The sequence below is a fragment of the Haloferax sp. Atlit-6N genome (assembly GCF_003383195.1).
GTDB classification, from domain to species: Archaea; Halobacteriota; Halobacteria; order Halobacteriales; family Haloferacaceae; genus Haloferax; species Haloferax gibbonsii.
This window is the reverse complement of sequence record NZ_QEQJ01000006.1, coordinates 22,283-44,661: the sequence shown is the minus strand read 5'-3', so window position 1 is coordinate 44,661 and position 22,379 is coordinate 22,283. Positions and strand designations below refer to the sequence as shown.

Below are 22,379 nucleotides of genomic sequence, written 5' to 3'. Positions count from 1 at the left end.
CCGCACGACCCGCGAAACACCCGATTTCTCGCCGACCGAAGCGCCACGGATTCGCGTGTCGATTGCTCACACGAAACGCTCGTGGCGGGGCGTGACACGCCACCGAAACCGCCGGCTGAACCGACTGGGAGACGAGCGCGCTCGCACCCGACCGAAGGATGTGAATAGTCGCGCCGGCGTATCGCCCCCATGACCGAACTCGGCGACGACCCCGACGTCGAGGCGCTCGCCGCCGCCCGTCGCGAGGAGGCGCTGGCGACGAACCAGCGACGCCTCCTCGTCCTCGCCGGCGACCGGGACGCCGGCATCGACGCCGCCTTCGACGCGGTCCGCGGGGCCGACGTGCCCGACGACGAGGTGACGTTCGTCACCGCGCGGGAAGGATTTCGCTTCCACCGCGTCGAACCGAAGCGCGCCTCGTCGCTCCTCGGGACGACCCGGACGCTCGTCGTCCTCGACGCCCACGAGGACTTCTCGGCGAACGCGCTCGGCCGCGTCGCCGGCGCGGTCGACGGCGGCGGCCTGCTCGTCCTGCTCACGCCACCCCTCGACGAGTGGCCGACCCGCTGCGACGCCTTCGACGAGCGATTGGCGGTCCCGCCGTTCTCCGTCGCGGACGTGACCGGCCGCTTCCGCGGCCGACTCGTCTCGACGCTCCGGGACCACCCCGGCGTCGCCCTCGTCGACCTCGATTCGGGGACCGTCGAGCGCGACGGCGCGTACCGACAGGGAATCAGTTTCGACGCCGCCCCGCCGCGGATACCGAGAGAGAAGAACCGAAGGTTCCCGCGGCGCGCCTACGAGGACTGCCTCACCGCCGACCAGTCCGCCGCGCTCGCCGCGCTCGAAGCGCTGGCCGAACCGGACACCGCCGTCGTCGTGGAGGCCGACCGCGGCCGCGGGAAGTCGAGCGCGGCGGGCCTCGCCGCCGGGAGTCTCGCCGCGGAGGGCGCGGACGTGGTCGTGACCGCGCCCGGAAAGCGAAACGCCGCCGAGGTGTTCGCCCGCGCGGAGCGACTCCTCTCCGAACTCGGCGCGCTCCGAGGCGGCGGCGCGGACGATTTCGACCTCGCGGCCGAGAGCGGCGGTCGCGTCCGCTACGTCCCACCGACGGAAGCCGGCGCGGCGGCGGCCGACGCCGACGCGCTCGTCGTGGACGAGGCGGCCGCCCTGCCCGTCAGGCTCCTCGAATCGTTCCTCGCCGCGCCCGCGGTCGCCTTCTGTACGACCGTCCGGGGCTACGAGGGCGCGGGCCGCGGCTTCGCCGTCCGCTTCCGCGACCGCCTCGACGACGCGGACCGCGAGGTGACCGACGCGCGCCTCGACGACCCGATTCGCTACGCCGCCGGCGACCCCGTCGAGTCGTGGACGTTCCGCGCGCTCCTCCTCGACGCCCGGCCGCCGGTCGACCAACTCGTCGCTGACGCGACGCCCGATACCGTCTCCTACCGGGCGTTTTCGCCCGACGACCTGCTGGCCGACGAACACCTGCTCCGCGAGGCGTTCGGCCTGCTCGTCCTCGCGCACTACCGGACCGAACCGGACGACCTCGCGCGACTTCTCGACGCACCGAACCTGACGCTCCGGGCGCTCACCCACGGGGGGCGAGTCGTCTCGGTCGCGCTCCTCGCCCGCGAGGGCGGCCTCGACGCCGACACCCGCCGGCACATGTACGACGGCGGCCGCATCCGCGGGAACATGCTCCCCGACGTGTTCACGAGCCAACTCCGGGACGAAGCGGCGGGCGTCCCCGTCGGCTACCGCGTGATGCGCATCGCCACCCACCACGCGGTCCGGTCGTCCGGCCTCGGCTCGCGGCTCCTCTCGGAGGTACGCGACGAGTTCGCGGGCGACGCGGACTACCTCGGCGTCGGCTTCGGCGCGACGCCCGAACTCCTCTCGTTCTGGCGCGACAACGGCTACGGCACGGTCCACATCTCGACCACCAGAAACGACACCAGCGGCGAGTACTCGGCGCTCATGATGCGCCCCCTGTCGCCCGCCGGCCGCGACCTCCGGGACCGCCACGCCGAGTGGTTCCTCGGCCGCGTCGGCGACGTGCTCGGCGACGCCCTCTCGGACCTCGACGCCGACGTGGCGCGGGCCGCGCTCGCCGCCGTCGACGCCGGTGCCGACCCAAGCGCCGACGCCGCGTTCTCGCCCGGCCTCTCCGAGTACGAGTGGCGCGTCGTCGTGGGCGCGTCCTACGGACCGGGGCTCTACACGACCGCCCCCGGCGCGTTCCGGCGAATCGGCCTCGCGCATCTCACGAACCCGGACCGGGCCTCGTTGACGCCTCGGGAGGAGCGACTGCTGGTCCGCAAGGTCTTCCAGATGCGACCGTGGGACGCCGTCGCGGACGAACTCGACTTCCACTCGACCGCGGGGGCCATGCGCGCGCTCGGCGACGCCTACGAACCGCTCGTGGACGAGTACGGCACCGACGCGGCCCGCGAGGAACGCGAGCGATTCCGGTGAGCGCGCGGTGAGCGCGAGCCGTGCCGCGGGCGAGGGGGCGGCGAGCCGACCGTCTCGCTCGCCGACACACCGATAGTCGTCGGAACCGACGCTCCTCGTATGGCCGAGTGTAGCGAACCCGACTGCGAGAACGTCGCGGCGGTCAGGCTCTACGTTCCGTGGGACGCCGACAGAGACGTCTGTACGGCCCACGCGAGGGCGCTCGTCCAGCAGGACGGCGTCGTCGCCGAACCCCTCGACGGGGCCGAAGACGACTGGTCGTAGCGCCGCCGGTCGCGAGCGGGGGCGGCCGCACCCCGACGCGTCGCTGGCCGGAGAAGACAGTGCGCAGAAATTCAGGGTCGGAGACGGGGCCGGTCAGCGCTCACCGGAGCGTGACGGCCATCATCACTTCGTCGACGTAGTCGCCGTCTATCTTGTAGTGGGCGTCGCGGACGGCTTCGGTCTCCCAGCCGTGGCCTTCGAGGAACGCGATTGCCTCCTCGTTAGTCGCCGGAACGCTGTTGTAGAGCTTCTCGAAGCCGCGCTCCCGAGCCCAGTCGACGCCGCGGTCGAGGAGCTTGCTCCCGATGCCGTGGCCGCGGAACTCCGGTCGAGTGCCGACCGTCAGGACGGCGGTGTGGCTCAGCTTCTCCGCCTCGGGCAGGTCGAGGTGGACCCAGCCGGCGAGTTCGTCGCCGACGGTGGCGACGAACACCATCCGGGAGTTGACGTCGTTGTGCCGGAGGACGACCTCCTCGTGGTCCAGCAGGTCGGCGACCGTCTCGGCCTCGATGTACCGGCCCTCGTCGGCGACCTCGTGGATGGCGTCGACGAGGCTCTCCAAGTCGACGTTCTGGGCCATCCGAATCGTCACGTCGAGGTCGCCGAGTTCGACCGTCTCCTCCTCGCCGGGCGCGTAGGCCACCTCTACGTAGTTGCCGACCTTTCGGATGTAGCCGTCCCGTCGCAGAACGGTCAGGTGCGCCCCCAGCGCCGCTGGCTCGAAGTTGAGCGCCCGCCGCACCTCGTCCTCGCGGACGGTCCCGTGGCGCTCGATGTACTCGTAGATGTCCTTGCGGTCTTTGTGTCCGAAGTTGAGACTGTCAGTTACTTCCATGGTACACAATCACACTCATGATTTATAATTGTTGTTCGTGCCGGACCCGACGACAGTCGGTGGAGCCGACGGGTGAATCGGGGTCCGTGCGCCGCCCTCAGCGCCTCTCGGGGACGCAGGTCAGCAGTTGGGCGGTGTCGAGCACGTCGTGGGTCCGCAGCAGGACCTCGGCTGCCTCGCGGACCGTGAAGTCCGCGTCGAGGTCGACCCCGTAGCACCGGGCGTACATGTCGAGCCAGTCGTTCATCGCCCGGTGGAGGAGTTCGAACTCCTCGCCGGTGAAGGAGACCTGCCGGTCGCCCGTCCGCGCGCTGACGTAGAGCGAGACCGCCGGGCCGACGCCGTCGCGGGCGCATTCGAGCGCGCGCTGGTCCGCGGCGGACGGCGGCGGCGGGTCGAACGACTCCCGCGCCTCTCGCGCCTCGGCGGCGAGGGCTCTGGCGCGCTCCCCGAACCGAACGTCTTCGGGATGTCGCTCCTCGGCACCGCGACCGTCGGCGACGGCGCGGGACTCCGAGTGGGTCGCCTCGCGGCTCATGGTCTCACCTCCGTCACCCCCACTTGAACTCGACGCCCTTGTCGCCGCGCGGGTGGGTCCACTCCGTGTCGGCGACGACGGCGCAGGTGCCGCACTCGACGCAGGGCTGGGTGTCGAGGCTGACGACGCGCTCTTCCGAGCCGTTGGTCCGGACGACTTCCTCGCGGTAACAGCCGCCGCCGAAGTCGACCGCCGAGACGGGACAGGCCGCAACCGCGGCCCCGCTGGCCTCGTAGGACTCGTCGCGGAGCGTGATGTGCGGGTTGCCGATGTCGGTGTCGTAGGTCAACCCGCCGATGCGGGCTTCGAGGTCCGGCGGCGTCACCGAGCTCTGGTCGCGGACCCGCGTCCCCAACTCCTCGGCGATGACCGTCGGGAGCGTGACGTAGGGCGTCCGCGTGTCCGGCATCAGCGCCGACAGCGTCGGGACGTTGTAGAGCCGTTCGAGCCGCCCCGAGAGCGCGCGGATGCCGGCGCGCCCGACCGGCGAGGTGAGCACGGTGTCGACCACGTCGGTCACGCCGTCGTCTTCGGCCACGCCGCGGAGCAGTTCGTAGCCGCGGGGCCGGAGCTTCTTCATCACGCCCTCGCTCCGGAGCTTGCGGGCGTAGCGAGTCCCCGCTTTTTCGGGCTCGTTGCGCGATTTGGCCTGCGCGTACGCCTCCGCCGCGAGTGCGCCCGCCGTGACGGCGTGGTTCATACCCTTGATTATCGGTCCCTGCGCCTGCATCTGACCGGCCGCGTCGCCGACGAGGAGCAGGCGGCCGAAGTGCGGTTCGCGCAGGGCGACCTTCTTCGAGTCGGGCACGAGCTTCGCGCTGTACTCCAGTTCGGTGTAGTCGTCGCCGAGCCACTGCGCGAGAAGCGGGTGGGTCAGGAGAGCGTCGAGGAGCTGGTGTGGTTCGGCCTCCTCCGCGACGAGGCTGTCGAGGTGGAACACCGTCCCGAGCGACAGCGTGTCGCGGTTCGTGTAGAGGAAACCGCCGCCCCGGACGCCCTCGAAGAGGTCGCCAGAGAACAGGTGCGCCGCGCCCTCGTCTTCCGCCACGTCGAACCGGTCGGCGATGGCGTCCTCCGGCATGTCGACGACGGCCTTGACGCCCTGGAACCACTCGTCGGGCTCGTCCCAGTCCATCAGGCCGGCGTCGCGGGCGAGTTCGGAGTTCACCCCGTCGGCCGCGACGATGATGTCGGCGGTTATCGGGTCGAGTTCGTCCAGCGTGACGCCGACGATGCGGCCCTCCTCGCGGAGCAGGCCGTTGACGTGGACGCCCGTCAGGAGGCCGCCGCCGGTCTCGCGGGTCCGTTCGTGGACGCGGTCTTCGAGCCACGAGTCCATCTTTCGCCGGAGGACGGAGTCGGACCACTCGGTGTCGTGTTCGTGGAGGTCCGTGAGGTCGAACGACTCGACCTTGTCGCCGGCGATGTTGTGGATGCGGTACTTCGTGATGGGCCGCTCGGCGGCCGCCTCCCGGAACCCCGGAAAGAGGTCGTCGATGGTGTACGGCGCGGACTCCTCGGCGTAGATGAGCCCGCCCGAGACGTTCTTCGACCCGGCCTCGACGCCGCGTTCGAGGACGAGCGTCTCGATGCCGTAGTTGGCGAACGTCGCGGCCGCCGCCGCGCCGCCGGGTCCGGCCCCGACGACGAGCGCTTCGTAGTGTTCGTAGTCGCTCATCGTGACTCACCTCGGTCGTCTTCGGCCGCGCCATCGTCCGGCGTTCCGGTCGGTGCGGTACCCCCGTCGCTCGCCACCGCCGCCTCGAACCGACCCTCCTTGAGCGCCGTCGTCAGCCGCGGCAGCACCTCGAACAGGTCGCCCTCGATGAAGTAGTCCGAGAAGTCTCGGATGCGGGCGTCGGGGTCGGTGTTGACGGCGACGATGGTGTCGGACTCGTCCATGCCGACCTTGTGTTGGACCGCGCCGGAGATGCCCGCCGCGACGTAGAGCTTCGGCGCGACGACCTGTCCGGTCTCGCCTATCTGTCTGTCCTCGTGGGTGTACTGCTCGACGTGGCCGTCGAAGTTGAACGACCCCGTGACGATGCCGCGGGTGACGCCCACCTCGGCGTCCTCGAACTGACCGGCGAGGTCCAAGGCGAGTTCGATGCCCTTCGTCGGGTCGTCGCCGATGCCGCGGCCGACCGCGACGATGACGTCGTGGCCGGTCAGGTCGATACCCTCGTCGAGCTGGTCGAAGTCGGTGACGGTGACGCGGAACCAGTCGTCGTCGAGTGGGGCGTCGTGTTCGACCACGAGGCCCTCGCGCTCGGCGTCGGGTTCGGGCAGGTCGAAGCTCCCCGGGATGACCGACGCGCCCTGCGGGTGGAACTCCCGCGTCGGGTTGTCGATACAGAGGATGGTCGAGTACTCGAAGCCGGAGAAGTCCGGGCGCTTCATGTGCAGGACGCGCTGGAACTCCTTTTTCTCGCCGGCGACGCCGGTCTTGACGGGGTTCGAGATGACCTCCTCCGTGATGTAGAGCCCCGAGCAGTCGCTGGCGAGACCGGAGTCGAGTTCGGCCTGCACGAGCGCCGAGAGGTCCCGGCCGTTGTTCGTCGCCGGGAACAGCACGTACCGCGGCTTGTCGTAGTCGCGCCACGGCTCGTCGCGGCCGCCTCGGACCTCGAAGTTCTCGTGGGTCGCCCCCGCGCGGGCCATGTCGCAGAATATCTCGGTGTACGGCTTGTGCTGGAAGCGTTCGAGCCGGGCGTCCTCGCGGACGACGACCACGTCCGCGCCGTAGGCGATGACGTCCTCGACGTGCTTCGACACGTCGGAGCCGATGAGGACCGCGACGACCCGCTCGTCGGTCGTGTAGTCGTCGTTGTAGGTGTCCATCAGGTCGCGGGCCTTGCCGAGCATCTCCTTGGACACGTCCACGAGTTCGCCCGCCTGCGTCTCGCAGTAGACCCACATGTCGCGGTAGGTCCCCCCGTGGAGCGACCGGACGTGCCGCTTGTCCCGGGTCGGGTGGTCGAGGTCCGGGTGGCGCTCCTCGGGCGGCCGGTCGTCCACCTCGATTTCCGTGTCCTCCTCGTCGCTTCCCTTCACGGAGTCGATGCGGCTTCTGATGAGCCGCTTCACCGAGTCGCGGTCCTCGCCGGCCTCCTCGCGTTCGAGGAGGGATTCGAGGTCCGAGACCTCCTCGACGCTCTGGAGGGCGTTTCCGACCTCCGCGGTGCTCATCGACGCGAGGTCCATCTCGTCGGCGTCGGCCGGCTCGTCGTCGTCCTCGGAGAACTTCTCGATGCGGCTCTCGATGAGGGCGATGGCCGGCGCGCGGTTCTGTCCGCGGTGTTCCGCCTGTAGAATCTCCTCTAACTCGCCGAGGTCGTCGATGTCCTTGATGGCCGGGCCGAGCTCCGAAATCTCGTAGTCGCCGGGGTCGAAGTCGGTCACGTTCAGTCACCCCCCGCGGCCGCGGCGTCGCCGGCGTCGTCGCCGACCGCCGACTGCATCGCGCCCAGTACGTCCTGCATGGCTCCCGTATCCTCCGGGTCGACCATCGTCGCCTCCCGCTCCGCCGGGGCCTTCGGAATCGGGTCGACCGACGAGACGATGGTCGGCGAGCCGTCGAGGCCGATGTAGTCCGGGTCGACGTTGATGTCGGCGTGGTCCCGCACCGTCAGGTGCTCCTCGTAGTTCTCGGCGCGCGCTCGAGTCTCCTCGCGCAGGTCCTTCAGCGTCAGGCGTTCGCCCGCCGTCCGATACGACGGCTCGAACTCGGGGTCCGCGACGACGAACGCCGGAAGCTCCGTCTCGACGGTCTCTATCTCCTCGATATCGCCTTCGACCAGCCGCTTGGCGCGCAGCGTCCCCTCCGCTTCGTCGATGTCGAGGGAGATGACGTGCGTGACGAGGGGCATGTCGAGACACCAGTTCGTCTGCGGGCCGGTGTGGCCCGTCTCCCCGTCTGCGGTCTTGAACCCGGCGAACACCACGTCCGGCTCGCCGAGCGTCTCGATGCCCGCGCTGAGCGTGATGGCCGTCGCCCACGTGTCGGCGGCCGCCATCTCGCGGTCCGAGACGAGATGGAGGTCGTCGGCGTACACCGTCTCCATCGCCTCGCGTAACACCTCCTTGTACCCCGGCGGCCCCATGCTCATTACGCTCACTCGCCCGCCGTGTCGAATCCGCGTCTGGAGCGCCGCCTCCAGCGCGAAGCGGTCGTTCGGATTCATCACTGTGGGCGTCTTCCCCCGTTCGAGGTGCCCGTCCTCGTCGAACGATACCTGGCCCTCCCGGAAGTCGGGCACGCCTTTTGTAAGTACCACCATGTGCATTGAGAACACTCTCCAGTTAATGCTAGCTCATATTCATAATAATCTTTTGTACTAGGTGACCGGAATGTCCGCGCCGCGTATCGACGTCGCTGTCGGCGGTGTCGCCCGCAAAAAATCGGGGTTTCTTCCCTCAGATGCGTCCCGCTCGCCCGGGGTCGACGTCGATGGCGTCGACCGGACAGACGTCGACACAGAGCATGCAGTCGATGCACTGGTCTTCGTGGGTCGGTTCGGCCTTGATGTCGGACTCCGGGTGCCCCGGCGTGTCGACCCACGTGAACACGTCCACGGGGCAGTCTTCCAGACACGCTCCGTCGGCGAGACAGATGTCGAAGTCCACCGCGACGTGCGTGCCGTGGATGCCGTGTTTCTCCGGCGGGTCGACCGGTCCCCAGACGGCCACGCCGTTTTCCTCTCCGACCTTCTCCCTGTTTGTCTCGAACTGCGGGTCGATAGCCATGACTCTTAGTGACATATTTCGGTAGAGGCAATAAACTATCCCCCGAACGGGCGGAACCCGGGCGACGTGGCGCGCGAGTTAGAACCCGGTCACACCCGCCGTCCTTCCGCCGCGGCCTCGACGCGCCCACTCGGTGGGGTGAATAGCCCCCGGCCCGAACCACCCCGGTATGGACGTGTTCCTCTGGGTCGCGCTCGCCCTCTTGGTCCTCGGCGTCGTCGGGAGCGTGCTTCCGCTCCTCCCCGGCGCGCTCCTCTCCGTGCTCGGCGTGGTCGTCTACTGGGTATCGACCGGCTTTTCGGACCCCGGGCCCATCGCGTTCGTCGGTCTCACCCTCGTCGGCCTCGTCGCGCTCGTCACCGACTACGCGGGCGGGATGGTCGCCGCGCGGTTCGGCGGCGCGTCGACCCGAACGTCGATTGTCGCCGGAGTCGCCGGCTTCCTGCTCATGTTCCTCATCGGCCCGCTCGGCATCTTCGTCGGCGTCGCTGGCACGGTCTTCGCCCTCGAATATCTCGAACACCAAGACGCGGAAGAGAGCGGTCGGCGAGCCCTCGTCGCCACGGTCGGCGTCCTCGCCACAGCGGCGGTGCAGGCGCTGTTGACCTTCTCGATGCTCGTCGGCTTCGTCCTCGTCGTGGTGCTCTAACGCCGGCCGACTTCGCTTCGCTCCCGAGTTACCGCTCGTCTCGACGCCGAATCAGTCCCGTCTCCGCGTCGGCGACGACCCGAGCGGGCGCGCCGTCGGCGTCCACGCGCAGCGGCATGACGTACAAATCGAACGTCCGGTCGGTCGGCAGCGCGTCCAACCCGCGGAGGTTCTCGACGACGAGCAGTCCCGCCCCGAGAATCGCGTGGTGCGCCGGGACGCCGTCGCCGCCGGTCGGGTCCGGGCTGAGCGCGTCGATGCCGACCGAGAGCCCCCGTTCTGCGCAGGCTCTGGCCGTCTCGGGCGCGAGCGCCGGGTGGTCGGGCATGCGCTCTGTCCCCCACTCGTCCTCCCAACCGGTTCGGAACACGAGGAAGTCCACGCGCGGTTCGAGGTGTTCGGGAATCGCGTCCGGCCCGATTCGACCGCGGGGGCCCGCGTCTCGGCAGTCGGCGACCCGAGCGGTGAACCGGAGTTCCTCGACCGGGAAGTCGTCGAGCGTCGCGCCGTCCAGTTCGGTGTGTGCGGGCGCATCGACGTGCGTTCCGGCGTGCGTCCCGAGTTCGAGCCGCGAGACGCGGTAGCCGTCGGCCTCGAAGTCGGCGTGCGACTCGACGGCGACGGGCGGGTCGCCGGGGTACGTCGGCATCCCGGTCTCGACGCGTCGGGTGAGGTCGAGGAGGGTCATACCGTCCCTTAGGCGGGGGTGGGTAAAACGAGTGTTCGTGTCGAGAGCGACTGTCCGTCGCTCAGTTCACTTGTGCGCGAAGTAGACGACGGTCTCGTCGTCGCCGCGGTCGTCCACGCGGACGAAGCCGACGCGCTCGAACTGGACGAGTTCGTCCTCGGGCACGTCGCCGAAGTCGGGTTCAGCGACGCCCGTCACGTCGCCGTCCATGGTGCGCATGCGGACCGGGACGCCGTCGGTCGGTGCCCAGTGAATCACGGCCACGTCGCCCTCGCGGACCACGTCGAGGTCGTCGCCGGTGGCGACGAGCGAGTCGCCCTCGCGGCGGACCGCGCCGAAGCCCTTCAGCCAGACGCGCTCGCCCTCGGCGGGCACGTCGCCCGATTCGAGGAGGACGCTGTCGCCGACCGGGATGTCGCGGGTGCCGCGCTCCTCGAAACTCGGGTGGAGCGGCGGGTGGGCGCTGTCGGGGCCGCCCTCGACGGCGAACTCCTCCCCGTCCCGAACGAGGAAGTAGCGGTCCGTCTCGTCGTCGACGAGGTCGCGGTTGTTCGCGTAGACCGTGGACATCGAGAGGTCGACGTTCGACGTGGAGGTGCCGAGGCCGACCATCGCGTCCACGATGGCCTGTCCGCGGATGCCGCGGCGGCGGAGGCTCTTGATGGTCGGCACGCGCGGGTCGTCCCAGCCTTCGACCTCGCCCGCGTCGATGAGCTCCTTGATGCTCGACGTGGACATCTTCACGTCGTAGGCGTCGACCTGCACGTGGCCCCAGTGGACGACCTCGGGGTAGTCCCAGCCGAAGTAGTCGTAGACGAACTGCTGGCGCTTCGCGGAGTCCTGCAGGTCGATGCCGCGGATGATGTGGGTGACGCCCGTGAGGTGGTCGTCGACGCCGGACTGGAAGTCGAGCATCGGCCACGCGCGGTAGTCGGCCGCCTCCTCGCGGGGGTGCGGCGTGTCTATCATGCGGAAGGCGACCCAGTCGCGCAGCGCGGGGTTCTTGTGTTCGATGTCGGTCTTGACGCGGAGGACCATCTCGCCCGAACTGTACTCGCCTTCGACCATGTCCTCGAACTCCTCGCGGGTCGTCTCGGGGTCCTTGTCGCGGTGCGGACACGGCTTCCCGTCGTTCTTCAGGTTCGAGAACGCCTCGCCCGAACACGAGCAGGTGTACGCGCCGCCCATCTCGATGAGTTCGCGGGCGTAGTCGTAGTACGTCTCCACCCGGTCGGAGGCGCGAATCACGTCGTCGGGCTCGAACCCGAGGTAGTCGATGTCGTCGAGGATGGCGTCGTACGCCGTCAGGTCCGGCCGCTTCGTCTCCGGGTCGGTGTCGTCGAACCGGACGATGAAAGAGCCGTCGTACATCTCCTTGTACGTCCCGATGACCGCGGGCATGCGGGCGTGGCCGAGGTGCCACGGGCCGTTGGGGTTCGGCGCGGCGCGCATGCGGACCTCGTCGTACTCCTCGACGTTGGGGAGGTCGGGGAGAAGCGACTCGTCCGCTTCCTCCTCGGCTTCCATCTCGGCGAGTTCCTCGGGCGCGAGGTCTTCGAGTCGGTCGCGCTTTTCACCCGCCGACAGCCGGTTGACCTCGGCGACGACGGGACCGATGAGTCCCGGAATCTCGCCGCCGTGCTGTCGGAAGTCGGGGTTTTCGCCCATCAGCGGGCCCATAATCGCGCCCACGTCGGCGTCGCTGTCGTGTTTGACCGCGTTGAGAAGCGCGTGCTTTTCGGCCTCTCGCTCGATGCGCTCTCGAAGCTCGTCGTCCATTACCGTTGGCTTCCGCGGCGCGCCTAAAAACAGGCCCGGATTGCGGGGAAGGGTCCTCGCGCGGGCAGGGGTACGTGGGATGTTAGCACTTCAGAGCAAATATGCGTTACGGCGGCGGGGCTCGGGAGGCGGACGGACCGAAGAGAAATCCTCGTGGCCGCGGTTCGCGGGCGCGTCGCGCTCTCAGTAGCCGCGGGTGATGAGGTAGTCCGCGATGTCGCAGAGCAGCTCGCGGGCCTCGTTGTCCGGGAGGACGTCGAGCCGCGACTTGGCCTGTTCGGTGAGGTCTTCGGCCATCTCGCGGGCGTAGTCGATGCTGCCCGCCTCGTTCAGTTCGGCGACGGCGGCCTCGACGGCGTCCTCGGTGAGCTCCTCGGCCGTCTCGGCGTCGACGAGGTCGTCCACGTCGATGCCCTGCTGGCGCGCGTGGAGCGAGATGATGGTCTCTTTGTTCTCCACGAGGTCCGAGCCGCGCTGTTTGCCGAGCTGCTCCGACGGCACCGTCAGGTCGAGCACGTCGTCCTGAATCTGGAACGCGCTGCCGGACTCGATGCCGTACTGGTAGAGTGCCTCGACGACGTCGTCGTCCGCGCCCATGACGACCGCCGGAACGGCGGCCGCGGTCCCGTAGAGGACCGCCGTCTTCAGTTCGACCATCTGGAGGTACTCGTCGGGGAGCACCTCGGTGCGGCGCTCGAACTCGATGTCGAGCGCCTGCCCCTCGCAGATCTGCGTGCAGGTGGTCGCGAGTCGGCGGACGGCTTCGAGACCGTCGGCGGGGTCAGCGCCGGTCTTCGTCAGGAGTTCGAACGCCTTGGCGTACAGCGTGTCGCCGGCGAGGATGGCGGTCGAGTTGTCGTACTCCTTGTGGACCGCCGGAACGCCGCGACGGAGGTCGTCGTCGTCCATGATGTCGTCGTGGATGAGCGTGAACGACTGGATGACCTCGATGCTCACGGCCGCGACCATCACGTCGATGGGGTCGCCCGCGAGCGTCGGGAACGCCCGGTAGTCCTCCGACATCGGTTCGACGTCCGCGAGGGACTCCGCGGTCAGGAGTGAGACGGTCGGCCGGAGGCGCTTGCCGCCGGCTTTCAGGAGGTACCGGGAGGCCTCGTAGAGCCGTTCGGGCTCGGCCATCGGCACGTCCTCGTCGAGCGCGTCGTTGACGAGTTCGCGCCGCTCGCGAATCGCCTCGAGCACCCGCTTTTCCGTCGCGTCGGGAGTCATCACTCCACCAGCTGAATCATGTTTCCGTTCCGCGTGACGTGGACGTCGCGACCGAGGGCGTAGCCCTGACTCTCGGCGAGGTCCACGTACGGAGCGAAGCCTTTCAGGTTCTGGTGAGCCGGGATGACGTGCTGGGGCTGGAGCGCCTGCAGCATCTCGTAGTGCCCCTCCTCGCGGAGGTGGCCCGAGACGTGAATCTCGTCGTAGATGCGCGCGCCCTGCATGCGCAGGAGGCGCTCGGACTGGTAGCGCTGGCCCTCGTTCGTCGGCTCCGGGATGACCCGCGCCGAGAAGATGACCTTGTCGCCGTCGTCGATCTCGTACGGCGTCTCGCCGCGGCCCATGCGGGTGAGCATCGCGCGCGGCTCGCCCTGGTGGCCCGTGACGATGGGCAGGTAGTTCTCCTTGCCCTCCTTCATGATTCGCTTGAAGGTGCGGTCGACGGACTTGCGGTGGCCGTACATCCCGAGGTCGTCGGGGAGGTCGACGAAGCCGAGGCGCTCGGCGGTGCCGGAGTACTTCTCCATCGAGCGACCGAGGAGGACCGGCTGGCGGCCGATGTCCTTGGCGAACTCGACGAGCGAGGAGACCCGGGAGATATGCGACGAGAACGTCGTCGCCACGATGCCGCCGTCGTAGTCCTCGACGGAGGTCATCACGTCTTTGAGGTGGCGGCGCGCGACGGACTCGGAGGGCGTGCGGCCCTTCCGGCCGGCGTTCGTACAGTCTTCGATGTACGCGAGCACGCCGTTGCCCTCGCGACCGATTTCGCGGAAGCGCTTCATGTCGATGGGGTCTTCGAGGACCGGCGAGTGGTCCATGCGCTTGTCGAGACCGTAGACGACGGCGCCCTCGGGCGTGTGGACGACCGGGTTGATGGCGTCGATGATGGAGTGGGTGACGTGGACGAATTCGAGTTCCACGTTGCCGGAGTCGCCGATGGACATCGTCTCGCCGGCTTCCATCTTGACGAGGTCGTTGTTGACGTTGAACTTGTTCTCGCCTTCGATCTGCTGTTTCACCAGTTCGATGGTGAAGGGCGTCGCCACGACGGGGGCGTCGTAGCGGTGGGCGAGCTTGGAGATGGCACCGATGTGGTCGAGGTGACCGTGCGTGGGGACGATGGCCTGCACGTCTCCTTCGAGGTCGCTCATGACCCGGTCGTCCGGGATAGCGCCCATGTCGATGAGGTCGAGGCTGTGCATCTTTTCGGTCTCGACGTTGTCGTGGATGAGGACCTGCGACAGGTTGAGACCCATGTCGAAGACGACGACGTCGTCTCCGGCACGGACGGCCGTCATCTGACGGCCGACTTCTTCGTATCCGCCTATGGTTGCGATTTCGATTTCCATGGTTTGTGTCTCGATATTCCGAGCATCGAAAGCCACGATGTGGCGAAGGTGCTCACGGAAAGACGGGTGTCTGGGGGCCACCGGCCCCGGCGTCTTGCAGCTCGTCGGTCGAATGACCCCGCGTACGAGACGGCCCGAACCGGTCGAACTGGGCGCGCCCGCACTTACCCGCGGGTTTCTGGTACTGAGTTCTACTCACGGGGGTACTAAAAACTACGTGGGTTCACCGCGCCCGCACGCCCGGGCTCGTGAGAGAACGTCTCACGTGACCCGGGTTTTCCTCCGTTCGACGACGGTTTCGACCCGGACGGTCGGATTCGACGGCCATCTCGCACTGTCGGTCCGGCACATTTAAGATAACTACGAGACGGGTTTGATGCATGAGCGGCCGACCCCTCGACGTCCTCGAAGCGTCACTCGACGAGCCGGTGACGGTTCTCCTCAAGGACGGAAACGCGTACTTCGGCGTCCTCGCTGGTTACGACCAGCACATGAACGTCGTACTCGAAGAAGCGCTGGACGAAGACACCGTGCCCGGGGATATCGAACTCGAGCAAGTCCAAGACACAACCATTATACGCGGCGATAACGTCGTCACCATCAAAGCATGACGGGTGCAGGAACCCCTAGCCAAGGAAAGAAGAACAAGACGACGCACGTCAAGTGCCGTCGCTGCGGCGAGAAGTCCTACCACGTGAAGAAGAAGGTCTGCTCGTCTTGCGGCTTCGGTAAGTCGAAGAAGCGTCGGAGCTACGCCTGGCAGTCGAAGTCCGGCGACAACTAACGACTCTCGACGGTCTCTGACCGTCTCTGTCTTCTCTCTCGCCGTCTGCGGCGAGAACGAACCCGCGTTCCTGACTCCCGGTTTGTCCCCGCGCCCGTGACACTCGCTAGCACCGAGTACGGCGTCGCTCTCCGCCCGTCACGCCCGAGTTCCTTCCTCGTGTGCTCCGGTTCCCCGAACTGTCACTTCATCTCGTCACCGCCCTCGACTGGTTTGGTTTACCTCCGTTCTCAGCCCTCGCCGTCCGTGCGCCGCATCGTCCGACTCCTCGTCGAATCCCCGCCCCACCGAGCGGTCACCACCGCGCACGAGATATGCACTTCTATGCATATTTGCCGGTTACTGAACCCGTCGTTACTGCATAAGGACGGGTTTTTTACCCCCTCGACTCTCTATCGTCTTCCATGGTATCTGGGCGGGACGACTCCCACCACCACATCGGCGGACCGACGGAGAAGTGCGGTGTCGTCGGCGTCGCACTCGGCGGTCGAGACGCCGCACGACCCCTGTACTACTCGCTGTACGCCCTCCAGCACCGGGGCCAAGAGTCCGCAGGCATCGTCACCCACGACGGGTTCCAACAGCACAGTCACGTCCAGATGGGGCTCGTCGGCGACGCGTTCGGCGCCGACGACCTCGACGGCCTGAAAGGTGAGGCGGGCATCGGCCACGTCCGCTACCCCACCGCCGGCGACGTGTCGAAGTCGTGCGCCCAGCCGTTCGCCGTCTCGTTCAAGTCGGGGTCGCTCGGGCTCGCGCACAACGGCAACCTCGTCAACGCCGACGAACTCCGCGACGAACTGGAGAACTTCGGTCACGCCTTCACCTCCACGGGCGACACCGAGGTCATCGCCCACGACCTCGCGCGCAATCTCCTCGAAGAGGACCTCGTCCGCGCCGTCAAGCGGACTATGGAGCGCATCCACGGCTCGTACGCGCTCACCATCATGCACGACGAGACGGTCCTCGGCGTGCGTGACCCCGAAGGGAACCGTCCGCTCTGTATCGGCAAACTCGACGACGGCTACGTGCTCGCCTCCGAGTCGGCCGCCATCGACACGCTCGACGGCGAACTCGTCCGCGACGTGAAACCGGGCGAACTCGTCGTCCTCGACCCCGACGGAAGCGGCTTCGACTCGTATCAACTGGTCGAACGCGACAACACGGCCCACTGCTTTTTCGAACACATCTACTTCGCCCGCCCGGACTCCGTGATGAACGACACGCTCGTCTACGAGGTCCGCCGCGGGCTCGGCCGGAAGCTCTGGGACGAAAACGGCGTCGACACCGACGTGGTCATGCCCGTTCCCGACTCGGGCCGCGCGTTCGCCTCCGGCTACGCGGAGGCCGCCCAAGAGGACGACGCGACCGTCGAGTTCGCCGAGGGACTGATGAAGAACCGCTACGTCGGCCGGACGTTCATCATGCCGACTCAAGACGAGCGCGAGCGCGCCGTCCGCCTCAAGCTCAACCCCATCAAGAGCACCGTCGAGGGCAAGTCCGTGACGCTCATCGACGACAGCATCGTCCGCGGGACGACCTCGAATCAGCTCGTCCAACTGCTGTACGACGCCGGCGCGACCGAGGTCCACATGCGCATCGGCGCGCCGCCCATCGTCGCGCCCTGTTACATGGGCATCAACATGGCCACCCGCGAGGAACTCATCGCCTCGGACAAGTCGGTCGAGGAGGTCCGCGACACCATCGACGCCGACAGTCTCGGCTACCTCTCTATCGACGCCGTCGCCGAAGTGCTCGAAAAGTCCCGCGCCGACCTCTGTCTCGGCTGTGTCACCGGCGAGTACCCGTACGACATCGACGGCGAGGAGACCGACCGCGACGTGAGCCGACCAGTCGTCGGTGCCGAAGCGCCGCTGAGCGACTGAGTTCCGGTTCCGGACCCCGCCGGTTCCGCTCCCGTTCGTCCCCCCCACGCCCAACCTATCGCTCCGTCTGACAGTCACCGGGAGCCTCGATAGCATAATCAACGCGGTCTTTCTTGTCTCTCGCACCCGTTGTTCGAACCGTACTCCGACTCGCCGAGGACCGGGTTGCGAGCGGAGTACGGAGTGCGAATCGACGGGGTGGTGGAGCGCCGCGGGAGGGCCCGCACATCCCGTCTCTGTGACCTGCCGGTCGCACCACGTACTACCGCCCGTCCGAATCGGCGGCCCTCGGGCCGCGCGCCCCGCCGCGGGCGTCGGACGGGTACTCCCTTTGAACGCCCGAGCGACGGCGCTCTCCGAACGCGCCTCAGTAGACGACGTAGAGGAGGACGTAGACGACGTTTCCGAGGACGAACGAGACGAGCCACAGCGAGGCCGCGACGCGGCCGAACCGGGCGTGTTCCGTCCCGAAGACCTCGGTTATCGGTCGCGTCAGCGCCAACAGCAGCGCGTAGTAGACGACGGGGACACAGACGACGGCCAAGAGGATGTGAACCGCCAGCGTCGGGAGGTAGACGAACTGGTAGACCGCGTCGGGGCCGGGGAACTCCGCGGTTCCCTGGACGACGACCTTGTAGAGATAGAGGACGAGGAACGTCGCAAAGAGGAGGAACGAGGCGAGCATCATGCGCCGGTGGCGCTCGATTTCGCCGCGGCGGACGAACCGGACGCCGGCGAGGATGGTGACGATGGCGACGGTGCTGATGACCGCGTTCACGTGCGGAATCGCGTTCAGCACGGCCTCGGGGGCAGTCGGAATCGCGGCGCGGGGAATCGCGCCGAGCGCCGCGCCGAAGACGAGCGCGAGCGACAGCACCGAGAGAATCGCAGTCAGTCCGCGGACGTGGTCGCGTGCTCGGAACTCCATAGGCGTATCCCGGTGCCGCGAGGCCAAAATCGTTCTGTCGCCCGCCCGCGGCACGGCGCCTGCAAACGCCCGACATTGCCGAGGCGAAAGGAAAGTCATTTAAATTACCGCGGGGTAAACGAGAGTGCAGCAAGACACAGCGAGCGTGGGTAGCCAAGCCAGGCCAACGGCGCAGCGTTGAGGGCGCTGTCCTGTAGAGGTCCGCCGGTTCAAATCCGGTCCCACGCATCGCAAGATGCAGGTGACGTCCCTACACGGACATCACCCACGCACAATCCTTCCACGAAACTACACCCCGGAGAGGTTCGCCTCTCTCGGGTTCTCCGAACTATTCTTCGACAGCAAGGGCGCTGTCCTGTAGAGGTCCGCCGGTGAGAATCCGGCTCGCCGGATTCGAACGTCGAGACGAGCGGAGTGAGTCTCGGAAGTTCAAATCCGGTCCCACGCATCGCATGTGCGGACTCACAGTCCGCAATGAGGCGGCGTAGCCGCCGAATGATGCAGGTGACGTCCCTACACGGACATCACCCACGCACAATCCTTCCACGAAACTACACCCCTGAGAGGTACTCCTCTCTGGGTTTCTCTGCACTGCTCCTCGTTGAGGGACACCTCTCCGAACGTCTCGTTATTCACCGGCCAGCGCCCGTGCCGCCCCCGACTTCGACTACCGACCGCCGTCCCGTGCCGCGAGTTTAAAAGGGTCGAACGAGTAACACGCGGCATGGCCAAGTACTCGACGAACCGGGGCGGTGGCGGCGGCGACGGCGACAGTTGCGAACTCTGCGGTCGCAGCACCGCGAAGCTCCGGCGCGCGAACGTGGCCGGCGCGGACCTGTTGGTCTGTCCGGACTGCGCGCCGCACGGCGAGAACCGCCACGCGGACCGAAAAAGCGAGTCGACCGACGCCTCGCGCGACGGCTCCGAGCGGAACCGCAAGAAGCGCGCCGCCCAGCGCACCGCCAAGATGTACGACAGCGCGAAGGGCGATTCCAAACACTGGGAGGAAAAGGGGACGAACTACGAGAAAGACCGGCTCCCCTATCTCGTCTCCGGCTACGGCGGCGTCGTCGAGTCCGCCCGGCAGGACGCCGGCCTCCAGCTCGCCGACCTCGCCGACGAACTCGAACTCGACGAGAAGCAACTGCTCGCCATCGAGCAGGGCCGGGCCACGCGGGCGAACGTCGGCGGCTCGGCCATCCGCGCGCTCGAAGAGCGCCTCGACGTGACCCTCGTCGACGAGTAGCACGATTTTTCTCGGTCGGGCGTCTCGACGCGCATATGTCCGACTCACTCGCACCCGAGTCCCCGACGGTCCGGGCGTTCGACGCGACGGTGGCGCGCGTCGATGGCCGGTCGGTCGTCCTCGACGAGACGTACTTCTACCCCGAAGGCGGCGGTCAGCCCGCCGACCGCGGTGTTCTCGGCGGCGTCGACGTCGAACATGTCCGAAGCGAAGCCGACGGAACGGTCGTCCACGACCTCGCGGCCGACCCCGACTTCGGCGTCGGCGACGAGGTGACCGGCGTCGTCGACGACGACTTCCGGACGTACTGCATGCGGGCGCACACCGCGAGTCACGTGCTCTACGGCGCGGGTCGCCGCATCTTCGACGACCTCGGCTACGGCGGCTTCGACATCTCCGCGGAGAAGGTGCGCGTCGACTTCGAGACCTCGACCGAGGTCGACGACGGCGCGCTCGTCGAACTGGAGCGTCTCGTCAATCGGGCGGTGTGGGACAGCCGCGAGGTGTCGTGGGAGGAGATTCCCGTCTCGGAGGCCCGCGAGCGCGGGGAAATCGCGTTCAACGTCAAGACCGAGGAGGGCGTCTTCTCCGAGTCCGACACCGTTCGGGTCGTCTCCATCGACGGCTGGGACTGGGCGGCCTGCGGCGGGACGCACGTCTCGAACACCGTCGAAATCGGGCCGGTCGAGGTGCTCGGCCGGTCGAACCCCGGCGAGGGACTCACCCGCGTCGAGTTCGCGGTCGGCGCCTCGGCCATCGACCGCCGCGCCGCAGTTCGAACGTCCGCCTACGAGGCCGCCCGAGCGCTCGGAACGAACCTCGACGGTCTCGGGGAGTCGGCCGCCACCGTCGCGGCCGCGCGCGAAGAACTGGAATCTGAACTCGCAGACCTGAAGTCCGAGGTGCTGCGCGCTCGCCTCGACGACTTCGAGACGGTCGAGCGCGACGGACTGACGTGGCGGGTCGGTGCGGTCTCCGGCTTCGACGCGAACGAGGTCGGCGACGCGGCCAAGGAGGCCCGCGACGGTGCGGACGTGCTCGTCGCCGTCGGCGAGTCCGACGCCCCGTTCGTCGTCGTCGCCAGCGCCGGCGACGCGGCCGCCGGCGACGTCGTCGCCGAGGTGACAGACGAGTTCGGCGGCGGCGGCGGCGGGGGACCGACCTTCGCGCAGGGCGGCGGTCTCGGCGCGCCGGCCGACGAGGTGCTGGCATACCTGCGCGACTGAGTTGACTCTGGCCACCGATACTGTGTCGTGCTGACGCCCGACGGACGACCGGCGGTTCAATCATCTTTTTCAATGATGGTCCGTACTCACCACCATGGAAACCGTAGGGTCTGCCACGGGTCTGACCGACGAGCAGCGGGCCATCCGAGACGTCGTCCACGAGTTCGCCGTCGAGGAGATTCGCCCGACCGCGCGCGAGGCCGACGAGACGGAGACGTTCCCGGAAGACGTGTGGAACGGCCTCGCCGAACTCGACCTGACCGGCCTGACCGTCCCCGAGGAGTACGGCGGGTTCGGTGCCGACCGCGCCACCTACGCCGTCGTCAACGAGGAGGTCGCCTACGGCCAACTCGCCGTCGCGACCGCGCTCTCCGTGCACTGTCTCGCGACCGAGTGCATCGCCGAGTTCGCCACCGACGAGCAGAAGGAAACGTGGCTCCCCGAGATGGCTCGCGGCCGGCCGGTCGGCATGTTCGGCCTCTCCGAACCCGACGCCGGGTCGAACCCCGCGGAGATGTCGACAGTCGCCCGACGAGACGGCGACGAGTACGTCATCAACGGCAAAAAGCAGTGGATAACGAACGGCCAGCGCGGCGGCGTCTGCATCCTCTTCGCCAAGACCGACCCCGACGACCCCTCGTCGGTCACGCAGTTCCTCGTCCCGAAGGAGGCCGGCTACGAGGTCGGCAAGAAAGAGGAGAAACTCGGCCTCCGCGCCTCCGACACGACGGCGCTCCTCTTCGACGACGTTCGCATCCCCGCGGAAAACCGACTCACCGAGGAGGGCAAGGGCCTCTCCGCCGCCTTCCGCATCCTGACCGGCGGCCGAATCGGCATCGCCTCGCAGGCCGTGGGACTCGCGCAGGCCGCGCTCGACGACGCCATCGACTACGCCAACGAGCGCGAGCAGTTCGACAAACCCATCTCGAAGATTCAGGCGATTCGCCACAAAATCGCCGACATGGGCACGCAGGTCCACGCCTCGCGGATGCTCGTCCGCGAGGCCGCCCGCGTCGCCGACGCCGGCGACGACCCGCGGACCGCGGCGTCCATCGCGAAGTACTTCGCCAGCGAGGCCGCGGTCGACGTGACGAACGAGGCCGTGCAGGTCCACGGCGGCTACGGCTACACCACCGATTTCGACGTGGAACGCTACTACCGCGACTCGAAGATCACGACCATCTACGAGGGGACCAGCGAGATTCAAAAGGAGATTATCGCGCGGTCGCTCCTCGACTGAGCGGTCGGGTCAGCCCGCTTTTTCACTCGGCCGCGTCGCTCACGGACTACGGGCGAGCGTCGGCAGCCCTCGCTCGCGGACCACGTCAGCGGCGGCGACACCCGCGAGAAGCATACACCCGACGAGCGTCACCCATGCGCCGACAGCCGAGACGAACGTCTCGTCCCACAGTTGGATGAACCGCAGGACTGCGACGGTCCCGACGACGCCGACGACCAGTTCCGCGCGGCGGGACCGCCGTCCGGCGAGCGCGGCGAGAGAGAGCAGGACGACTGTCGGGAGGAGGACGATGCCGTGGACGAGCTCCAGACCGTTTCCCATGCCGCCGTAGTAAACGGAGATAACCGGACCTTCGTGGGCCGGGTCGACCTGTATCCACGGGAGGAAGACGCCGACCGCGACGACGAGCGACGGGAGGACCGGAGCGAGGCGTTCGCGGAGCGGGGATGCCATACCGGAGGCGACGCCGGTTTTCCGTATAGGCCTTCTCCCGAAGCGCCTTTTCCCCGC

At 67.9% G+C, this 22,379-nt stretch carries 21 protein-coding genes and 1 tRNA gene; 10 read left to right on the top strand and 12 right to left on the bottom strand.

All coding sequences use genetic code 11. From position 1 onward, the window contains the following. Positions 1-189: 189 nt before the first annotated feature. Together tmcA and DEQ92_RS23960 are read left to right on the top strand one after the other, a co-directional pair. Positions 190-2,478 carry a tRNA(Met) cytidine acetyltransferase TmcA gene (gene tmcA, locus DEQ92_RS17770; RefSeq protein WP_115805012.1) on the top strand — a complete coding sequence of 763 codons (2,289 nt, stop codon included), beginning with the start codon at positions 190-192 and terminating at the stop codon, positions 2,476-2,478. A 99-nt stretch (positions 2,479-2,577) separates the two neighbouring features. Then, a complete protein-coding gene (locus DEQ92_RS23960; RefSeq protein WP_004974596.1) occupies positions 2,578-2,742 on the top strand; it encodes a hypothetical protein in 165 nt (54 codons plus the stop codon). A gap of 100 nt (positions 2,743-2,842) precedes the next feature. Here the strand turns inward: DEQ92_RS23960 and DEQ92_RS17765 are convergent, their stop codons facing one another. The 6 genes from DEQ92_RS17765 to DEQ92_RS17740 form a co-directional block, all read right to left on the bottom strand. Further along, positions 2,843-3,577 (bottom strand): GNAT family N-acetyltransferase, encoded by a 735-nt coding sequence (locus tag DEQ92_RS17765; RefSeq protein WP_004974597.1) that lies wholly within the window; start codon positions 3,575-3,577, stop codon positions 2,843-2,845. A 97-nt stretch (positions 3,578-3,674) separates the two neighbouring features. Then, entirely contained in the window at positions 3,675-4,115 is a 441-nt protein-coding gene (locus DEQ92_RS17760; RefSeq protein WP_115805013.1) for a hypothetical protein, read from the bottom strand. Between the two features lie 13 nt (positions 4,116-4,128). Next, positions 4,129-5,793, bottom strand: coding sequence for an FAD-dependent monooxygenase (locus tag DEQ92_RS17755; RefSeq protein ID WP_050459762.1), 1,665 nt, complete (start codon positions 5,791-5,793; stop codon positions 4,129-4,131). Continuing rightward, positions 5,790-7,517, bottom strand: a complete 1,728-nt coding sequence (locus DEQ92_RS17750) for an electron transfer flavoprotein subunit alpha/FixB family protein (RefSeq protein WP_050459761.1) — start codon at positions 7,515-7,517, stop codon at positions 5,790-5,792. Before DEQ92_RS17750 ends, DEQ92_RS17755 begins: the two co-directional genes overlap by 4 nt. A 2-nt stretch (positions 7,518-7,519) precedes the next feature. After that, positions 7,520-8,401 (bottom strand): electron transfer flavoprotein subunit beta, encoded by an 882-nt coding sequence (locus DEQ92_RS17745; protein ID WP_049913602.1) that lies wholly within the window; start codon positions 8,399-8,401, stop codon positions 7,520-7,522. 130 nt (positions 8,402-8,531) lie between these two features. Beyond that, entirely contained in the window at positions 8,532-8,861 is a 330-nt protein-coding gene (locus tag DEQ92_RS17740; RefSeq protein WP_004974610.1) for a ferredoxin family protein, read from the bottom strand. 169 nt (positions 8,862-9,030) lie between these two features. Between DEQ92_RS17740 and DEQ92_RS17735 the strand changes: the two genes are divergently transcribed. Further along, a complete protein-coding gene (locus DEQ92_RS17735) occupies positions 9,031-9,510 on the top strand; it encodes a DUF456 domain-containing protein (RefSeq protein ID WP_004974612.1) in 480 nt (159 codons plus the stop codon). A 28-nt stretch (positions 9,511-9,538) separates the two neighbouring features. Here the strand turns inward: DEQ92_RS17735 and DEQ92_RS17730 are convergent, their stop codons facing one another. The 4 genes from DEQ92_RS17730 to DEQ92_RS17715 form a co-directional block, all read right to left on the bottom strand. Beyond that, the gene (locus DEQ92_RS17730) at positions 9,539-10,198 is read right to left on the bottom strand and encodes a cyclase family protein (RefSeq protein ID WP_050459760.1); all 660 of its coding nucleotides are present in this window, start codon (positions 10,196-10,198) and stop codon (positions 9,539-9,541) included. Between the two features lie 66 nt (positions 10,199-10,264). Beyond that, on the bottom strand, positions 10,265-11,977 hold the full coding sequence (locus DEQ92_RS17725) for a glutamate--tRNA ligase (protein WP_115821184.1): 1,713 nt from the start codon (positions 11,975-11,977) through the stop codon (positions 10,265-10,267). 183 nt (positions 11,978-12,160) lie between these two features. Further along, a complete protein-coding gene (idsA3, locus tag DEQ92_RS17720; RefSeq protein WP_004974617.1) occupies positions 12,161-13,207 on the bottom strand; it encodes a geranylfarnesyl diphosphate synthase in 1,047 nt (348 codons plus the stop codon). Beyond that, positions 13,207-14,559 carry a ribonuclease J gene (locus DEQ92_RS17715; protein WP_004974618.1) on the bottom strand — a complete coding sequence of 451 codons (1,353 nt, stop codon included), beginning with the start codon at positions 14,557-14,559 and terminating at the stop codon, positions 13,207-13,209. Before DEQ92_RS17715 ends, idsA3 begins: the two co-directional genes overlap by 1 nt. A 380-nt stretch (positions 14,560-14,939) precedes the next feature. Here DEQ92_RS17715 and DEQ92_RS17710 point away from each other — a divergent pair, with 380 nt between their 5' ends. From DEQ92_RS17710 to purF, 3 genes are all read left to right on the top strand, one after another. Further along, positions 14,940-15,170, top strand: a complete 231-nt coding sequence (locus tag DEQ92_RS17710) for an LSM domain-containing protein (protein WP_004042938.1) — start codon at positions 14,940-14,942, stop codon at positions 15,168-15,170. Further along, the gene (locus tag DEQ92_RS17705; protein ID WP_004042936.1) at positions 15,167-15,343 is read left to right on the top strand and encodes a 50S ribosomal protein L37e; all 177 of its coding nucleotides are present in this window, start codon (positions 15,167-15,169) and stop codon (positions 15,341-15,343) included. Before DEQ92_RS17710 ends, DEQ92_RS17705 begins: the two co-directional genes overlap by 4 nt. A gap of 404 nt (positions 15,344-15,747) precedes the next feature. Further along, entirely contained in the window at positions 15,748-17,229 is a 1,482-nt protein-coding gene (gene purF / locus DEQ92_RS17700) for an amidophosphoribosyltransferase (protein WP_004974620.1), read from the top strand. A gap of 367 nt (positions 17,230-17,596) precedes the next feature. Here the strand turns inward: purF and DEQ92_RS17695 are convergent, their stop codons facing one another. Then, entirely contained in the window at positions 17,597-18,157 is a 561-nt protein-coding gene (locus tag DEQ92_RS17695) for a DUF420 domain-containing protein (protein WP_050459757.1), read from the bottom strand. Between the two features lie 143 nt (positions 18,158-18,300). Here DEQ92_RS17695 and DEQ92_RS17690 point away from each other — a divergent pair. From DEQ92_RS17690 to DEQ92_RS17675, 4 genes are all read left to right on the top strand, one after another. Beyond that, positions 18,301-18,385: transfer RNA gene (locus DEQ92_RS17690), tRNA-Leu, on the top strand. A 496-nt stretch (positions 18,386-18,881) separates the two neighbouring features. Continuing rightward, positions 18,882-19,403, top strand: coding sequence for a multiprotein-bridging factor 1 family protein (locus DEQ92_RS17685; RefSeq protein WP_050459756.1), 522 nt, complete (start codon positions 18,882-18,884; stop codon positions 19,401-19,403). 35 nt (positions 19,404-19,438) lie between these two features. Further along, entirely contained in the window at positions 19,439-20,629 is a 1,191-nt protein-coding gene (locus DEQ92_RS17680; protein ID WP_050459755.1) for a serine-tRNA(Ala) deacylase AlaX, read from the top strand. 94 nt (positions 20,630-20,723) lie between these two features. Next, positions 20,724-21,869 (top strand): acyl-CoA dehydrogenase family protein, encoded by a 1,146-nt coding sequence (locus DEQ92_RS17675; RefSeq protein ID WP_115821183.1) that lies wholly within the window; start codon positions 20,724-20,726, stop codon positions 21,867-21,869. A gap of 39 nt (positions 21,870-21,908) precedes the next feature. Here the strand turns inward: DEQ92_RS17675 and DEQ92_RS17670 are convergent, their stop codons facing one another. Continuing rightward, positions 21,909-22,322, bottom strand: coding sequence for a hypothetical protein (locus DEQ92_RS17670; protein WP_115821182.1), 414 nt, complete (start codon positions 22,320-22,322; stop codon positions 21,909-21,911). Positions 22,323-22,379: the final 57 nt, after the last annotated feature.

Coding starts and splice junctions, on each gene's coding strand:
- DEQ92_RS23960 (WP_004974596.1), top strand. CDS start 2,578: ATGGCCGAGTGTAGCGAACCCGACTGCGAGAACGTCGCGGCGGTCAGG.
- idsA3 (WP_004974617.1), bottom strand. CDS start 13,207: ATGACTCCCGACGCGACGGAAAAGCGGGTGCTCGAGGCGATTCGCGAG.
- DEQ92_RS17695 (WP_050459757.1), bottom strand. CDS start 18,157: ATGGAGTTCCGAGCACGCGACCACGTCCGCGGACTGACTGCGATTCTC.
- DEQ92_RS17735 (WP_004974612.1), top strand. CDS start 9,031: ATGGACGTGTTCCTCTGGGTCGCGCTCGCCCTCTTGGTCCTCGGCGTC.
- DEQ92_RS17755 (WP_050459762.1), bottom strand. CDS start 5,793: ATGAGCGACTACGAACACTACGAAGCGCTCGTCGTCGGGGCCGGACCC.
- DEQ92_RS17675 (WP_115821183.1), top strand. CDS start 20,724: ATGGAAACCGTAGGGTCTGCCACGGGTCTGACCGACGAGCAGCGGGCC.
- DEQ92_RS17740 (WP_004974610.1), bottom strand. CDS start 8,861: ATGGCTATCGACCCGCAGTTCGAGACAAACAGGGAGAAGGTCGGAGAG.
- DEQ92_RS17715 (WP_004974618.1), bottom strand. CDS start 14,559: ATGGAAATCGAAATCGCAACCATAGGCGGATACGAAGAAGTCGGCCGT.
- DEQ92_RS17765 (WP_004974597.1), bottom strand. CDS start 3,577: ATGGAAGTAACTGACAGTCTCAACTTCGGACACAAAGACCGCAAGGAC.
- DEQ92_RS17745 (WP_049913602.1), bottom strand. CDS start 8,401: ATGCACATGGTGGTACTTACAAAAGGCGTGCCCGACTTCCGGGAGGGC.
- DEQ92_RS17685 (WP_050459756.1), top strand. CDS start 18,882: ATGGCCAAGTACTCGACGAACCGGGGCGGTGGCGGCGGCGACGGCGAC.
- DEQ92_RS17705 (WP_004042936.1), top strand. CDS start 15,167: ATGACGGGTGCAGGAACCCCTAGCCAAGGAAAGAAGAACAAGACGACG.
- DEQ92_RS17710 (WP_004042938.1), top strand. CDS start 14,940: ATGAGCGGCCGACCCCTCGACGTCCTCGAAGCGTCACTCGACGAGCCG.
- purF (WP_004974620.1), top strand. CDS start 15,748: ATGGTATCTGGGCGGGACGACTCCCACCACCACATCGGCGGACCGACG.
- tmcA (WP_115805012.1), top strand. CDS start 190: ATGACCGAACTCGGCGACGACCCCGACGTCGAGGCGCTCGCCGCCGCC.
- DEQ92_RS17670 (WP_115821182.1), bottom strand. CDS start 22,322: ATGGCATCCCCGCTCCGCGAACGCCTCGCTCCGGTCCTCCCGTCGCTC.
- DEQ92_RS17760 (WP_115805013.1), bottom strand. CDS start 4,115: ATGAGCCGCGAGGCGACCCACTCGGAGTCCCGCGCCGTCGCCGACGGT.
- DEQ92_RS17680 (WP_050459755.1), top strand. CDS start 19,439: ATGTCCGACTCACTCGCACCCGAGTCCCCGACGGTCCGGGCGTTCGAC.
- DEQ92_RS17725 (WP_115821184.1), bottom strand. CDS start 11,977: ATGGACGACGAGCTTCGAGAGCGCATCGAGCGAGAGGCCGAAAAGCAC.
- DEQ92_RS17730 (WP_050459760.1), bottom strand. CDS start 10,198: ATGACCCTCCTCGACCTCACCCGACGCGTCGAGACCGGGATGCCGACG.